Origin of the sequence: Mariniphaga anaerophila (genome assembly GCF_900129025.1) — a bacterium.
GTDB classification, from domain to species: domain Bacteria; phylum Bacteroidota; class Bacteroidia; order Bacteroidales; family Prolixibacteraceae; genus Mariniphaga; species Mariniphaga anaerophila.
This window is the reverse complement of the sequence record NZ_FQUM01000009.1, coordinates 100,019-114,696: the sequence shown is the minus strand read 5'-3', so window position 1 is coordinate 114,696 and position 14,678 is coordinate 100,019. Positions and strand designations below refer to the sequence as shown.

Sequence of the window (14,678 nt, the reverse complement as noted above, 5' to 3'; positions counted from 1 at the left end):
AACATTAGCAATGAAGATTCATAAATTGATATTAGGCTTACTAATTCTGCTTACTGCCTGTCAAGTGGACAACTACGATGAGCCGAACCACACACTTACAGGTACACTAAAAGTAAAAGGGTCGGATGAAAACTTTGTATCAGAGCAACCCAACGCATATAGGATTAAATTGCTTGAAACAAGTTGGTCAGATAATCCAGAACCTCAGTATTTCTGGGGAAAAGCTGATGGCACCTTCAGAAATACCAGACTATTTGCAGCGACATACAAAGTACAACCCGTAGAAGGAGCATTTTTCCCGGTAGATGCTGTTGAAACGGAAATTAAAGGGACAAAAAACATCGATTTTACAGTTATACCTTATCTTGAATTTGAGAATGTAGATATTACAAAGTCGGGGAATTCGCTTAACGTTTCTTATCGCCTAAAACGGCAACAGGCGGGAGATAAGATTATCGATACAAGAGTGTTTATATCAAAAAATCCAAGTGTTGGAAACAACGTTTTCAGCTCAGAAATCAGCCCAATGGTTGATTTGCAAAATATCTCCGATGAAGAGATTCTGCAAACCACATTCAATGAGTCAATTAGTAACTTCGAGTCCAATTCTATTTACTATGTAAGAATTGGGGCAAGAACAGATAATGCACAAAAACGATATAATTTTACAAAGATTGTTAAAATTGAAATGTAGTATCTGAGTTAATACTAATTAAATAGATAGAGTATTTCAAATCATTGATACACTCTATTTTAGACTTGCAACAAAGAGGCTGTAAAATGAACTCTGTCTTACAAAATTAATACTGTTGGACGGAGTTTATTTTACAGTCTCTAATTCTACTTTTACAGATTTCATAAAATATTCAGTTCCAATTTTTTCTGCTTTCCATGCTTTTCCTTCCCAGATGAGAGTTCTCATAGCATCAATATTTTGATAAGCTTCTGGATTTGAGTAGTTATGCGGTTGTCAGCTCCACAGAGTTTCTTCATTAAACTGGATATGTTCTTTTTCAATTCATCCAAACACCATGGCGCCAAGCCTCCCTTTCCTAGGAGGAAGGGTTTTCACCCCAATGTTCAGGTGGGTTTTCGTACCACAGCTTATTGTCATGTCCACCCTAGCAAAAAGCAGGTTCTGCTACAAATAATAAAAGAAAAGTGATGTAACCGCTTTTGGTATTCATAGTTTGAATTAATTGTTTATTAGGGCTTAATTTTGACTGTACAATTCTTACTATGTTACGAACCCATATAAATCGGTTTTTGGCTGTCTGCGTAAAATAAAATCAACGCATCCATCAAAAGATTAAATACGTTGACTTTGTATTCATTTATCTTCTTTCAAAAATGCTTAATCAAAGCAAACTTTGACCATTAACTCTTCATTTTATATTATTGAATCTTTAAGACATAGGCATAACTACAAGGCTTCTGCTCTGGTAATTCAACTTTTAGCTCATCATCGTTTTGTTCCCATTTGATTTTTTGCGTGCTACCCAAAACTTCAATACTTATAATCGGAGTTTCGCCGTATAATGCTTTAGATAACGATTTTATGTTAACAACATTATTCTTTGGCCAGTCCATAAAAATAGCATACAAAGCATCCTGTTTTTTTGTAAACCGAATATCTTCACTGGTAAATGGCTTTTTGTTTTGCTGAAATTCTCCTTCCGGCACTATTGACGGGCCTTCTCCAAATTTCTCCCAAGGGCGGGTGTCAAAAATTGCTTCTCCGTTTACTTTTAGCCATGCTCCGATATTTTCGAGGCTTGTCATTTCATACTCCGGAATTTCTCCATCAGCAGTCAGGCCTACATTCAGCAGGTAATTTCCGTTTTTGCTAACCACATCACACAGGTTGTGGATAATGACAGTGTCGCTGATTTCGTTATGAGGGTTCCCGTTCCAAAACCATGTGCCAGATAAGGACGTATCGGTTTGCCAGGGGAACTTCTGAGTATCCGTATTCCCGCTTTTCTCAAAGTCGGCGGTAAATGCTTTTTTGTTGGGTATCGGGAAACCTTTCCATTCTTTAATTGCAATTACAGCATCATTTTTTCCGTTGTTCCAGGTAGGGTTTTCATTGAAATAGTGAGCTGCCATTCGTAACCCGTATTCTTTTGTCCATGACCTCGATTTGGCGCAAGCTTCGGTGGTTCCCATAATTGGGAGTGGCCCATCGAAATAAATCAAGTCAGGGTGATACTTGTCTATCAGTTCAATGGTGCGGTTGTACCATTTTTCGCAGTATTCTTTCGTAAATGTGGCCGACGAATCGTGTGGCGTTGTATATAGGTCAGCAGGGTCGTATCCTTCCCACCAAAGTCCTTTGCCATCTTCTTTTGTATCCCATCCATCGTATTTTACTCCTTTCATTGGGCCGCTTACATCGCTTCCGAATGCGGGTTCTAACCAGGTCCAGCTGCGGTCGTTATGAGACGAAACCCCGAAGCGAAGTCCGTATTTTTTTGCTGCCTCAGCCCATTCTCCGATAACATCACGTTTCGGCCCCATATTAACAGAATTCCATGGTTGGTAGGAAGAATTGAATAAGTCGAAGTTGTCGTGGTGAACTGCCACCGGAACGATATATCTTGCTCCAATTTCCTTATACAGTTTCACTATTTTGTCAGGATTCCACTTCCTTGCTTTCCAAAGAGGGATAAGGTCTTTGTATCCCGATTCTGAAGGATGTTCATAGCGCTCCAAATGTTTTTGATAGTCTTGCCCCCATTCGTTATTAACCTGCATGTACATATGGCGGCCATACCATCCGCTATTACCTTCTACAACACTCATTACCCCCCAGTGCATGAATATGCCAAATTTAGCATCTCTAAACCATTCCGGGCACTGGTGCTGTCCTAATGATTCGAGCGTTGGCTCGTATTTGATTTGCGGTTTTCTTTGTTCTTTGCAGGTAATAAATAGTACAGCCAATGTAATAAGTCCTGCATATTGAATTAGGAGGAGAATCTGATTTTTTTTCATAAGGATTTAAGTTCAGTTTAGTTAGAAAAATATATGTTGATCGGAAGGTTGGCGTTTTTGTCTGAGGCAGTTAGGGTGATTGTCATATCATTTCCATTTAAATCAATTGTAGCAGTTGCTTCCGATTTTACTTCTTTCACTTTTAATCCATCCGGCACATGCACAAATATCTTCATTGGCTCGCCGCCGATCAGCTTTGTTACAAACGATAGCTCCCGTCGATTCTTGTTCCATTCCTCATTCTCAACTTCAAACATCCCGCACATTACATGACGGTTTGTGCCAATAATCTGAGGATATGCTTTTAATTCTTTTACTGAATAAATAAGAGCTTCACCCTTATCGAGATGGCGGACAAATGTGTCGTTCCCCGAATAGACTCCCAAGCTTTTGCTGTTCCAAAAATCAAATACAACATATTTTCTCTCTGCATTGCATCCCATTGATCCGGTGGCTACCTGATCGCCCGAAAAAGGTGCCGAAATATCCTGAGCATTCTTCGTGTCGTTGTTAACCATGATCAACTGTTTCCACCCTGGAACAACATCATATACATATACAGAAGGGTGTTCGTTCCCGAGAAAACAATCCACCGGGCGAAAAGATTTGCCATTCGGGAGGGTAGGGAACATGCGGGTAAGGTCGTAGAACATACTGTCGGTCATCGACCCAATGCTGGTTCCCAGTTCAATGCGGCCTGACAGTAACCCTACCAGTGTAAGGAAAGTCCTGCGGTCTTTGGCGCTGAGTGCAACACCCTTTAGGTAGAAACTTTTCCCATCGGGGTAATAGCGATATGCCACTCCCTGTTTGTACCATCTAAGTCCCATTCGGGAAGCCATCTCCGGCTCGAAGTGGCTGGCATCGCCCCAAACACGCTGTAAATCAACAATGCCAACAGTGCAATCTAACCGCGGCGCATTTTCATGAGTCTTTCCTCCCAGGTTTCTTTCATGAATAAATGCTTCTTTGCCCATGCCCTCGCGGCAGAGTTTAAAAACTTCGCGGTAAGCAGAAGTGGTTGTGAATGATTTATCGTCGAAGCCACCCCCCGATGCCCAGGCTGTTTCCGGGTAATCGAATTTAATGCCTTTTACTCCATCGTTGCCCAGTCGCGACCACATTGCAAGCATGTATTTCTGAAAATCGTGATTTGAATAGTCGTATCGCACTAAAGGGCGGTGGTGGTAATGATCGGTGTGTAACAGGGATATATCTTTATTCAACATCCAATCGGGATGTGCAACAGCAAAATCGTTGCTTGGCATAGAACTCTGAAAATAGGTAAAAACCCGTCCTCCTTTTTCCTGAACACCCGAGCTGAATTTTGAAAAGGTTTCGTAAGGCGCTTTCAGCGAACCGAATTTTGCCCAATGCTCATCGTCCCACCAACCTTGCTGCGTATTTCCAAAATCTCCATAGCAATAAAAATCGGGTTCGAGGCGCACAGCTAACGAAGTGTATTTGTTCAAGCCTCTTTCCCGTGCCAACTCCATTTGGTCGACCAAAGCCGGTGAATTGTTGATTGGCTTTCCTTCGCCGAGGCTTTTGGTAGAAACCATCCAGCCACAAAGTGTCGGAAAGTTATATCTGTTTGGATTGGCATGGTTTACTTTGGCCAGTTCCTTTCCGTATTGCTCCAGTGAAATAAAAGGATCTTCAGTAATAAAATCAAGATAATAACTGTCTTCTGAAACCCATGTTGTATGTGGGGCAATGCGCTTTCCCTGTGGATCGGTAATTGAAAAAGTGATGTACGGTTGCTTGCCCTGGTAGCTGAATTCACCATCGGAAGTGCCTGTTTTGCGACCCGCATAAATTTCTATCTCCCGGTAGAACTCGGCATATTTATAACCTCCTGCCACAATTGTTCTTCTTTTACTTTCCGACAATGAATCGTTGTAAGTAAGCATTGTGCTGTTCAGTGCGTCTATTTTCCATGTTTCTTCCACGAAATTTGGTTCGGCGCCTGCACCGCCCCTCAATACTTTGGCATTGGTGGGGTGCTGTCCGTCGAAAAGCCTGCCTTCGTATAAAACATCAGCTTGGCGTACTCGTACCTCATAGTCGAAATCATTCTTTACTCCCCATCTAAAAATAATTTTCGGGCTGTTGTCGAACAGGCAGATATCTAGGAAGCGAATCGGATCGTAACCCTTTTCTGGAATGTACCATACCCGAAGTTTTTTGCCAATGGCAGTACTTATTTCTTCTGCTTTAATAAGCAGTGGTGGCAAGTTCCACATTTTCTGACCACGGTCGAGCAAAAATGTTGCATCAGAAAACATAAATGTACCGTCAGCTTTACAGACTCCGGAGTAAGTTCCAGCCTCAAGGTTAAATTCGATTTTAATTTTTTGATTTTCTAAAATGGCTTCGTTTTCTCCAACAGAAACCGTTTGTGACTGGGAGTACAGTGCGATACTGCAGAACAAGATTAAAAGTTTCAAAGTCTTCATAATTATTGATTTATCGTTAGCTACGTTTGAATGTTTTTTTCATTAAGAGTTAGTTTAACGGACTTGATTTACCGTTTATGAAAAATAGTAAAAAGACCAATTAAGCAGTCTATGGAATCGTCTGGGTATGTCATTTTTAATAATTCCAAATTAGAATCGTATTGGCTATCGAGACCGCTATATTTGAATTTCAAAATAATCATTTCCTGGGCTTCAAAGGCAATTGTAATTGAACACAAAACGAAACATGTTTGTCTAATACTCAAAACTATTGTGAGAGGATATTGTTTAACGTCTAAACCTGTTGAACAAATTTCTCTATAAACCTAAGATACTTTTTACATTTTAAAATTATTGTTAAGGGAGTGTAATCTAAACTCTGTCTGGTAATTTTCTATCAATCAAAATTAATTCATTTTCTGGATTTTTAATCGTAAAAGCTTTTTTGAACGGGATTTGAGTTCTGTCAGGGGCGGCTGAGTATGCGAAGCCATTTATATACCCTTGACAGGTTTTAAATCCTGTTTTTACTTTGCTTTTAGAGATTAAAATCAGAGGTCAAGTTTCATTCGGTCTCCAAACTTTATTTTCAACTGCTGTGCAGTAAGGCCCCAGTTCTGGAGCGGCTGTGTCCATTTTTTTGAGATATGTTCGGTTGTCAGATAAATCAGCTTCAGCAAAGCCATATCGTTGGAAAAAGCACCTTTTGTTTTGGTTACTTTTCGTACCTGACGGTGAAATCCTTCCACAGAATTGGTTGTGTAAATGAGCCTGCGGATTTGCTTATCGTATTAAAAATTAGTTCTCTTTTTCAATAGTATTTGCTCTGTAAAGCCACCATCCCCAATACTGGTCAACAATTCGAATTACATTTTTTGGTTCCCAGTCATTGTTATAAAGGCCAAAAGTGCTATTACTATTATTTATCACATTGGTAAACTCAAAACCAAAACGTGTTCCTTGCTTTAGCGCATTTTCAAGAATTTTTTCAATACCACTGTCTGAATGTGACAAGAAATCACTGCCATTTAATGTCATGTGCTCAGTAATTGCCCAGTCTTTCCCTTCATTATTTTTAACTTGCCAAACTCTATCATATGCCTTTTGGTTAGGGGCATTATTCCCAAGATGCCAGTGCCAGTTAACCTGGATAATATTAACCGACGTAAGGTGGGTTAAAAATTCAATAGGATCACCATCCCTAAACTTCTGTACTTCTTCACTTGCATCTAAGTAATCTACTGCAACATATGCTGATGCACCTGCAATTTCCCGATAAGCCTGAGCATCCCCATTAACCCATTTCGCCAAAAACTGAGCTCGAAATTTATTCCAGATAGAATTATTAACAAATTTTGATGAAACAGGAAAACCTGTAGGCATCTCAGAAGCTTGGTCTGTAATATTATTTGCCTTCCTCCAATTTACATAGGCAGTCTTTGCAGCCTCGCTATAGCACAACCTAACATCTCCCATATATTGGGGCTCAACAGTTGTTTCAAAATATAGAATCTTTTTTGTGTCAATACCACTCGCAAGATTTTTAATAAATTTACGAGTTGTTTCGCGATATCCTTTATGAAAAATAGAAACCACTGCGTTATTAAAACCATACTCCGTATCTCTTACCTCTTGGCCCTTGTCGTCAATAGCGCATGCATCAGGATAAATATCCCAAAACCCACTTGGTATCTGACCTCCTCCTACAGAATAAGTTTCAACAGACAGGCAAGGATACATTCCTCTCTGATATATAGCATTAATGAGATTATTAAGGGGAGCTAATGATTTATCAATTTCACCATCACCATTAGTATCAAAATGATGCCAATAACAATTTATTTCTATTGTATTATAAAACTTACTTCTTAACGTGTCAAGGTCTGCAATTAGTTTATCAACCTCACCTTGATTCGCAAAATTTCTCAATGGTTTGGCAATCTTTAGAAATTTCCATTTACCATTCATATAAAATTTTCCATTTTTGATTTTCCACTTTGAGTAATCGACAATTGGATTATTTTCAATATCCGGATTTGGATAAGTCTCCATTGCAAGCCCCTCTTCAATATCAGGTATCGAATCTACATCATTTGATGCTGAACAAAAATTTATAATGAGAATAACTAAGGCTAGAAATATATAAACTGTAATTTTCATTTCACACACATTAATGTTAAAATATTTTCAATAACAGGGGCACTTTCTGTTGCAAAACAACACTTCGTTTAAAGCGATAAAAAAACCCGACTATCAATCGATAATCAGGCTTTTTTTGTACCCGGGGCGGGAATCGAACCCGCACTCTGTTGCCAGAACTGGATTTTGAATCCAGCGCGTCTACCAATTCCGCCACCCGGGCATTTCCCTTTGCGGAAAATTGGTGTGCAAAACTAATTATTTAACCGGAACTGACAAAATCTTACTCCTAAATTTCATCTGTTTTAGTTTTTTTGATTTCTAAGCGTTCAAAAAACCGGAAGAGATTCATGATTTTAGCGAAAATTTCAGCATTACTGATTGCAATACCTGGATAAAAAAACATGTTTATTTCATTCAATACTTTTGTTTTCAGGAAATAACATCGTTTTTACTAAATTAGTCAGGCAGTTTTAACAGGCGTAATTAATGGACAAGCAAAGGGAAAATATTCTTCTTGCAAAAATCAGGGGAGGCGATAAGAAAGCGTTTGAAGCGCTTTTTAGACAATATTACCCCCATTTATGCCTGTATACCACTAAAGTATTAAAAAACCCGTCTGCAGCAGAAGAAATAGTTCAGGAGCTGTTTGTTCTCCTTTGGGAAAACCGGAAGAAAACTAAAATTGAATCGTCTCTACAAAACTATCTGTTCAGAGCTGTAAAAAACCATTGCCTGAATTACATCAAACACAACCAAATCGTAAACGAACATTCTAAAAAAGTGTTGGCCCAAACTGAGAAATTCTATTCCGGAGAAAACATTGACACCCAACAAGAACTGTTTCAAAAAATTGAGGAAAGCATTTCTGAGCTGCCGGAAAAACGACAAAAGATTTTCAGAATGAGCAGGGAAGAAGGATTGAAATATAATGAAATTGCCCTAAAATTGAACATTTCAGTAAAAACAGTAGAAACCCAAATAGGACTCGCAATTAGCACTTTACGTAAAAAATTGCGCCATTTTTTAATTTTCTGATTAATTTTTTCAAACTACATTCAGGGTAAAACTCAGATCATTTGTCTTCATTACAGATGAAAACAAATAATTCCATAGAAAAACCAAAGTACGAACTGCTGCAAAAATATTGTTGCCACCAGGCAAACATCGTAGAAAAAGAAGCAGTAGAAAACTGGGCATCCCAATCGGAACAAAACAAAGATGAGCTGGAAGAAATAAAAGTTTTGTTGGAAAAAACAGACGATTATTTTCTACTCAACAAATTCAATTCTGATGCGGCCTGGAAGAAAACGAAACAGCGTATTCAGCCTAAAATAACTCCTGCTTTAACACGCAGAACTATCATTTCAAAATTTTACAGGTACGCTGCAGTTATTGTTGTAGCAATACTTGCAGGCAGCGCCGCCTTCTACTTCGCACAAAAAAACCAGGGTTCAGTAAATTACAGTGAAATCATTTCGGACAAAAATCAGGTTGTTAACGAATATGTTCTTCCTGACGGAACACTGGTTACATTAAACAGCAATTCGAAACTCGAATTTCCCACAAAATTTAATAACAATGTGCGGGAAGTAACAATTACCGGAGAAGCATTTTTTGATGTTGCACACAACCCCGAAACACCATTCATTATCAATGCCGGAAATGCCCGGGTACAGGTTTTAGGAACGTCGTTTAATGTAAATGCGTATCCTGAAAGCAAAACCGTTGAAGTAGTTGTTAAAACCGGAACAGTAAAAGTAACAGGCAATAAAAACACAAATATTTCCGACTTAAAAGAGATTACACTAAAACCGGGAGAGAAAGGCACATTTATCAATTCAATCGGAAAGTTGGAAAAGTCAACCAATGCCAATCAAAACTATCTGGCCTGGAAAACCCGGATTCTGCTTTTCAACAACACTCCTCTTAGCGAAGTAATCTTCTATTTAAACGAAACATATCACACTGATATTCAATTAAAAGAAGAATATTTAAACGATTTAATCCTCACGGCCCAGTTCGACAAAAAACCTGTTGAATTCGTTCTGAACGTTATCCGGTTAACATTCGATTTGAAATTGGAAAAAGAAAACAATACCTACATTTTATCAGAAAACAGAGCAATAAACAAGTAATACTCAAAGCCATGAAAAACAATAGAAAGCCACCGTAAGCCGGCGCATCGCATCAGTGATTCAATAACCAGTAAAAACTAAAAAATTACACGATGAAAACTATTGGAACAAAAATCGGATTAATAGTGGCAATGTTGCTGGCAGTGTTGCTAACAACTTCTACTACTGGGCTTGCGCAACAACCAAACAACCAGGCGCTCGACCAAAATATCTCCATTTATGCTGAAGACGAAGCGTTATCAGATATCATCGAAAAAATCTGTAACTATTTGAATCTGGACTATTCGTACAATTCGAGTATTGTAGAAGGCAAAAAAGTCAACCTCAATATTTCGAACCGGCCCATAAAATATGTGCTGGATAAACTGATGAAAGACTTTTATCTGCTATTCGAAATAGAAGACAACATTCTGGTTGTCAGAGATTATGTTCCGCTTGAAGAAAGCATGGGATACGAAAATTCACAGAATTTTTTAAGTGCCAACCGCGGTTTTCTTTTTGACGATCCGCGAGAAAAATCAATTACCATAAAATTTAAGTCTGCCAGTAACCTAATTATCATACCGGTAACCATTAACGAGTCAGACACACTCAATTTCATTCTCGACACCGGGGTGCGTTTTCCGATTATTACAGAACTTCCTTTTGTTAATAAGTTAAATCTCAATTACCTGATGCCGGTAAAAATTCAGGGATTAGGCGAAGGCTATGATTTAACAGCATACCGCTCGGCCAACAACAGCATTAAACTGAACGGGCTCACGGCATGGAACCAGGAAATACAAATGATAATCGACGAAAACTTCCAGATTTCACACATGCTCGGTCTGCCGGTACACGGATTAATCGGATTCAACCTGTTTAAAGATTACATTGTAAAAATCGATTATTCAAACGAAAAAATAACGCTATTCCGCCCTGAACACTACAAATACCGCGACAGAAAAAAGGATATTATTTTGCCGCTGCATCTCGATGGGAACAAGCCGTTTGTGCGTACCAGTATTGTGACCGAAGATCTTCAGGAAGTTCCGGTAAAACTGCTTGTAGACACCGGTGCGAGCGATGCGTTATGGCTTTCCGAAAAATCGGACGACCGGATTGACATTCCTCAAAACCACATAGAAACTTTTTTGGGAAAAGGACTGAATGGAGATTTGTATGGCACCAAAGGAAGGATTGACGGTCTTTGGGTAGGCCCAATGGTACTGCCCAAACCAATTGTTGCTTTTCCAAACTCGGAGTTGATAGACCAGCTGATTTCTTCCAACGACAGAAACGGAACCCTTGGCGCAGAAATTCTACGCAGGTTTATTGTTACAATGGATTACAGAAACAGCAGAATGACGTTGAGGCCAACCTATCGGGTAAAAGAAGAGTTCAATTACAACATGAGCGGAATGGAGGTAATAAACCCGATGCCGGGATTACCAATTTTCACTATAACAGACATCAGGGAAAATTCTCCCGCCTATTTTGCCGGCCTCCAGGTAAACGACCAGATTCTTTCTCTAAACAACAACCATCATCAATCGATTGAACTGAATGACATCAATCTTTTATTGCAAAGCCGAGAAAACAAAAAAATTAAAATTACCGTATTACGTGACGGAGAGGAATATAAAACCTCGTTCGAACTGAAAAAAGTGTTTTAATGCATATCAAACTAATTGGGGTAGTTGTTTCCATCCTGTTGTTTTGCGTTCCTGTTACAGGCCAGCAACAGGATGGCTCCGTTTTGGAACGCCGTATTTCCATTCAGGTAAAAGACCTGCCGCTAACTGCTGTTTTAGACCAGATAAGCTGGCAGGCAAAAGTTTATTTTTCTTACGATGCCTCTTTAATCAACACAGAAAAAACGTTCAGTTTACAGCTCCTTGACAAATCTCTTTTTCATGTTCTGAAAAAAATTTTTAACCCCGAAATATTCCGGTTTACAGAACTGGAAAATCAGATTATCATCACAAAGAAAGCTCCAAAAGAAGCGTCATCTGTGGCGAGACCAGACACTGTTCCTGTTAAATATTTTTTTCTTTCCGGTAAAATTCTGGACAGAAAGCACCTCCGTCCAATTGAATATGCATCGATTTCGGTTTTCAATCAACCGGTTGGCACCATTACCAATTCTGATGGCGATTTTCTTTTAAAATTGCATCCTCAGTTTATTGACGATACAATTGCTGTTTCGAGCATGGGTTATGCACAAAAGCAAATGCCTGCAAACCAACTTCTTGATGAAGACTTAATTTTTCTGGATCCCATTTCAATCCGGATAAAGGAAATAAAAGTAACAGCGATATCGCCCGAAAAACTGCTCGAAAATATTCGTGCTAATTTCGAGGAAAACTATTCTTCGGACTCAAGGCTGATGAACGCATTTTACCGCGAAACTGTTAAACAGGATGGGAACTACATTAATGTTTCTGAGGCTGTTATCGAAATACTAAAAGCTCCGTACTACAACTCAATCAGAAATGACATTGTCCGGTTAATAAAAGGCAGGCAAAGCCAGGATGTTCAACCATTTAAATGGCTGAATTTTAAACTTCAGGGAGGACCGTTTTCCATCACACAGCTCGACATAATAAAAAACATGGAGTCGTTTATTGACCCGGATTTTCAACACTTTTACAAATACAAAATCAGCCGCGTAATTTGGTACAACAACGATCCTGTTTATATTATTGAATTTGAGCCGATTAACGGACACAGCTTCCCTGGTTTTGTTGGTGAACTGTTTGTTCACCGTGAAACATTTGCGATTGTACGCGCACAGTTTGGATTCGACAGAACCGGATTAAAAAAAGCAACACCAATATTAATTAAACGAACCCCGCAGGGCGTAAAAGCCCGACCGTCTTTTGTCCGATACACAGTAAACTACCAGCAATACCAGGGAAAATGGCAGCTGGCAACAGCGCAGGCTTCCATCAAATTTAAAATCCGCAGCCGAAAAGAAAACATCAATTCCGAGTTTCACAGTGTTTCCGATCTACTTGTAACCAACATACAAAACACCAAACTGAAACGGTTTCAACGCGACCAGTCGTTTTCCAAGCGCGACATTTTTGTTGAAATGATTGGCAGCTACGACTCGCAGTTCTGGGAAAACTACAACATTATAAAACCCGACGAAGATTTACGAAACGCCATCCAAAACCTTTCGTCAGAAAAGTGAAGAGGCGGTTTCCAATTATAACACATCGAAATATTTTCTGTAATTTTGTCATTTTGAAACAGGAAACAACGTTTATCATGGAACAATTCAGTACCAGACAGAATAAAATTTCAAGGCTGATTCAGCGCGAAATGGCCGATATTTTACTACAGTTAAATAAGTCGAAATACCACGGAAAACTCATAACAGTTAGTATTGTGCGGGTTACCAAAGATATGAGTATTGCACGTATTTTTCTGAGTATATTTCCATCGGAATTTGCCAAAGAAATTCTCGGAGAGATAAAGCAAAACAGCAAAGCCGTGAGGGGTGAGCTGGGTCGCCGGATTGGTAAAAGCGTTCGGATTATTCCGGAACTTGAATTTTATATTGACGACAGCCTCGATTACATTGAACATATTGATGAGCTGCTTCAAAAATAGCTTTCAATAAAATATCTAAATTCCCGTTTAATAGCAAAAAAGCTTGAACTTACCACTCTTTATAGCGCTACGGTATTTGTTTTCAAAGAAAAAACAAAACATCATCAATATTATTTCCGGAATATCGGTTTCCGGAATTATTGTAGGAACCATGGCGCTTGTAATTGTGTTGTCGGTTTTTAATGGGTTTAACAGCCTGATCGGTACGTTCTTCAGCAATTTTGACCCCGACCTGAAAATTACGCCAACTCATGGAAAAATGTTTGTTGCTTCCGACAGCCGGTTCGACAAAATAAAAAACCTGCCCGGGGTGTTGCACTACGCAGAAGTAATAGAGGAAGTTGCGCTTCTGAAATACGGAAACCAGCAATACCCGGCCGTTGTAAAGGGCGTGCCGCCAAATTATTCGAGCTACACCAACATCGATACGCTAATTGTTGACGGCATTTTTATGCTGGAAGACGAAGGTATTGATTACGCGGTAGTGGGGCAGGGAGTTGCATACAATCTGGGGCTGGGGCTCTCGTTTGTAGATCCCATTCGCATATTTGTTCCCCAAAAAGGAAAGCAAACATCTGTAAACCTGGCGCGGTCTCTCAATTACGACTATATTTTCCCGTCAGGCGTTTTTTCTGTGTTGGAAGAAATTGATTCAAAATACATGATTGTTCCCTACCATTTTGCCGCCAGCCTGTTTGAAAGCGGAAACCAGGTTTCGGCAGTAGAATTGGGTATCGATCCGAAAGCAAATGGGAAAAAGCTACAGAATCAAATACAGGAAATACTGGGAGATTCGTTTCACGTGAAAAACAAATACCAGCAGCACGACCTGATTTTCCGCACCATGAAATCGGAAAAATGGGCTTCCTATTTAATCTTGGTTTTCATTCTCATTGTAGCGTCTTTTAACATGCTGGGGAGTTTGTCCATGCTGATAATTGACAAAAAAGAAGACCTTTTTATTTTGCGCAGCATGGGCGCCGATTCCAAACTTATTCGCAAAATATTTTTATTCGAAGGGTGGCTAATTTCAGTATTTGGAGCTGTAATTGGCTCCTTATTGGGAGTCTTTATCTGCTGGCTTCAAATCCGGTTCGAAATTGTTACCCTGCCCGGCGCAGGCTCATTTATCATTTCAGCCTATCCGGTAGAAATTGTTTTTTCCGATATCCTTTTCATTCTAGGCATTGTACTAGGCATCGGGTTCGTTGCTTCGTGGTACCCTGTTCGTTTTATTTCTCACCGGTTCCTCTCCAACGAAAACATTTAAAACACTTATTTACAAAGCATTAAACCAGAATTATTTTTCTTTGCGTTTACTGAGTTTCATTACCATTTACCGCAA

10 protein-coding genes, 1 tRNA gene and 1 pseudogene are annotated in these 14,678 nt (G+C 39.3%); 7 read left to right on the top strand and 5 right to left on the bottom strand.

Annotation, left to right across the window (positions count from 1 at the left end; all coding sequences use genetic code 11):
- Positions 1–10 precede the first annotated feature (10 nt).
- Complete coding sequence (locus tag BUB08_RS16750) at positions 11–694, top strand: DUF3823 domain-containing protein (protein ID WP_073003062.1); 684 nt, start codon at positions 11–13, stop codon at positions 692–694.
- 701 nt (positions 695–1,395) lie between these two features.
- Here the strand turns inward: BUB08_RS16750 and BUB08_RS16740 are convergent.
- The 5 genes and pseudogenes from BUB08_RS16740 to BUB08_RS16720 all read right to left on the bottom strand — a co-directional run bounded on the left by BUB08_RS16740 (position 1,396) and on the right by BUB08_RS16720 (position 7,818).
- Positions 1,396–2,997, bottom strand: coding sequence for an alpha-L-fucosidase (locus BUB08_RS16740; RefSeq protein WP_073003060.1), 1,602 nt, complete (start codon positions 2,995–2,997; stop codon positions 1,396–1,398).
- Between the two features lie 17 nt (positions 2,998–3,014).
- A complete protein-coding gene (locus BUB08_RS16735) occupies positions 3,015–5,456 on the bottom strand; it encodes an alpha-amylase family protein (RefSeq protein ID WP_139249770.1) in 2,442 nt (813 codons plus the stop codon).
- A 551-nt stretch (positions 5,457–6,007) separates the two neighbouring features.
- Positions 6,008–6,247, bottom strand: a pseudogene (locus BUB08_RS16730) (transposase); the annotation flags it as partial.
- Between the two features lie 7 nt (positions 6,248–6,254).
- Complete coding sequence (locus BUB08_RS16725) at positions 6,255–7,616, bottom strand: hypothetical protein (protein ID WP_073003058.1); 1,362 nt, start codon at positions 7,614–7,616, stop codon at positions 6,255–6,257.
- Between the two features lie 118 nt (positions 7,617–7,734).
- Positions 7,735–7,818, bottom strand: a tRNA-Leu gene (locus BUB08_RS16720).
- Between the two features lie 266 nt (positions 7,819–8,084).
- Here BUB08_RS16720 and BUB08_RS16715 point away from each other — a divergent pair.
- The 6 genes from BUB08_RS16715 (at position 8,085) to BUB08_RS16690 (ending at position 14,603) form a co-directional block, all read left to right on the top strand.
- Positions 8,085–8,633, top strand: coding sequence for an RNA polymerase sigma-70 factor (locus tag BUB08_RS16715; protein WP_073003057.1), 549 nt, complete (start codon positions 8,085–8,087; stop codon positions 8,631–8,633).
- A gap of 56 nt (positions 8,634–8,689) precedes the next feature.
- Positions 8,690–9,733: a FecR family protein gene (locus BUB08_RS16710; RefSeq protein WP_073003056.1), complete on the top strand. Its 1,044-nt coding sequence runs from the start codon at positions 8,690–8,692 to the stop codon at positions 9,731–9,733.
- 92 nt (positions 9,734–9,825) lie between these two features.
- On the top strand, positions 9,826–11,388 hold the full coding sequence (locus BUB08_RS16705) for an aspartyl protease family protein (RefSeq protein ID WP_073003055.1): 1,563 nt from the start codon (positions 9,826–9,828) through the stop codon (positions 11,386–11,388).
- The gene (locus BUB08_RS16700; RefSeq protein WP_073003054.1) at positions 11,388–12,911 is read left to right on the top strand and encodes a carboxypeptidase-like regulatory domain-containing protein; all 1,524 of its coding nucleotides are present in this window, start codon (positions 11,388–11,390) and stop codon (positions 12,909–12,911) included. The genes BUB08_RS16705 and BUB08_RS16700 overlap by 1 nt, the downstream gene beginning before the upstream one ends.
- A gap of 77 nt (positions 12,912–12,988) precedes the next feature.
- Positions 12,989–13,333, top strand: coding sequence for a 30S ribosome-binding factor RbfA (gene rbfA / locus BUB08_RS16695; RefSeq protein ID WP_073003053.1), 345 nt, complete (start codon positions 12,989–12,991; stop codon positions 13,331–13,333).
- Between the two features lie 43 nt (positions 13,334–13,376).
- Complete coding sequence (locus BUB08_RS16690) at positions 13,377–14,603, top strand: FtsX-like permease family protein (RefSeq protein ID WP_073003052.1); 1,227 nt, start codon at positions 13,377–13,379, stop codon at positions 14,601–14,603.
- Positions 14,604–14,678: the final 75 nt, after the last annotated feature.